Raw genomic sequence first — 1,618 nt, 5'->3', positions numbered from 1 at the left:
GTTCCAGTGCCGTCAATGTAGATCCTTGTAGACGAGGGCGTGTTTCGTCAGCGTACACTTTGAAATCCCAGCCTTTTTCTTTTGCCAGATACATGGGTGCAGTGGCTGTTCCGTATTTCGAAGTTGCTAGAGCACCCGCGTTACAATGTGTCAGGATGCCTATGCCGTCAGTTAGTAACGTTAATAGGTTTTCGCCGATGGTGCGGTTGATTTCTTCATCTTCTTTATGAATGGCTATTGCTTCCGCTAATAAAGCTTCTTTGTAAGTAGCGTCCGGCGCTTTGACTGCTGTCATGCGGTCAAGAGCCCAGAACAAGTTGACTGCAGTCGGTCTGGACGTAGCCAAATACTCTGCGCTTTTCTGTACTACTTTCACCAAATCGGTTTCGGAATTGCGAACAGCCAAGTAAACGCCGTATGCTGCGGCAACGCCAATCGCTGGGGCACCGCGAACTTTCATCGTGACGATGGCATCCCAGACGCTTTCGACAGTTGTGAATTCTTCGTAGACAATGTCGTTAGGAAGCTTGGTTTGGTCAAGCAAGACAAGTGCATCGTTTTTCCATTCTATCGGGTTCAGTGCTTCAGTCATTTGTTTTCCTCCTGTAGTGCGTTTTGTAGCGCTGTTAAGTATTGTCCGCCTGTTTGGAATTCTGACGGGTTAAGGATTAGTTCCACTGCGACACGCAAGCAGAGTCTTTCTGCTTTCAGACGGTTTTCGATCGGTTCGATGGTGGTGATGTCTTTCACTTTCGCTAAGCCCACGATGCGGCGTGCTAGTTCAAGACCYGCCATGCCAGCTGTGTCTTTCAGGATGTTTTGTAAGTAATGTTCTTTGAAATCTACGTTTTTAGCAACGAGTTCCGTTGCGTGGTCGTCCCAAGCAATGCGGAATTTCGTGTCGAATAAGTCCATTACGTCGAATAATGTATTTTCTACCCATACCGTGAATTCTTTGTTTTGGTATGCATCACCGCGAGCGAATGCAAAAATCAGGTTGGCCATGACGTTACCGATATCGTAGCCCATAGGTCCGAAGAATGCGAACTCGGGATCGATGACTTTCGTGTCATTTTGATTGATGAAAATCGAGCCCGTATGTAGGTCGCCATGAATGAGTGATTGACTGTTGTTCATAAACTGGAACTTCAATTTCGCTACTTCCAAGTGAAGCACTTCGTTTTCGTAAAGGTGCGTCTGGACAAATTGTTCATTCCCCGGTGTCACTTCGTTGCGGTTAAAGTTGTTGTGGAATGGCTCCGTGAACACGAGGTCTTCCGAAATTTCACAAAGCTCTGGGTTCGTGAATTTTGCGACCAGTTCTTTCTTATCTTTATGGTTCAGGACAACGTCACTTGTGCGCAGCAATGTGTTCACGAGGAAGTCGGTGATATGTTCCGCGAAATGAGGGAACGTCTCGAAATTTGTCAGCGCAGTGCGCATGATTGTCAGATGCGACAAGTCCTCCATGACGCAACAGCTCATCGTTTCATCCAACAGATAAATTTCAGGAACCAGTCCAGGTGCCAGCGTATGTTGCAGTTGAAGTGCTTCGGTCTCGATTTTGTTACGGCTAGTCGACAGGACGAATTCATCTGAAATGCGCGCAGTCGTACCC

At 47.1% G+C, this 1,618-nt stretch carries 1 protein-coding gene and 1 pseudogene; both read right to left on the bottom strand.

Features of this window, described 5'->3' with window-relative positions:
- Window positions 1–592: pseudogene (locus AC1DSB_RS18995) on the bottom strand (S-methyl-5-thioribose-1-phosphate isomerase); the annotation flags it as partial.
- The coding region (mtnK, locus tag AC1DSB_RS18990; protein ID WP_477587386.1) for an S-methyl-5-thioribose kinase at window positions 589–1,618 on the bottom strand (1,030 nt) is incomplete at its 5' end. The pseudogene AC1DSB_RS18995 and the gene mtnK, both read right to left, overlap by 4 nt.

Source organism: Paenisporosarcina sp. P4_E4_2, assembly GCF_056401595.1.
Note: the sequence above shows the minus strand (reverse complement) of the source record. Positions and strands in the feature narration are given on the sequence as shown.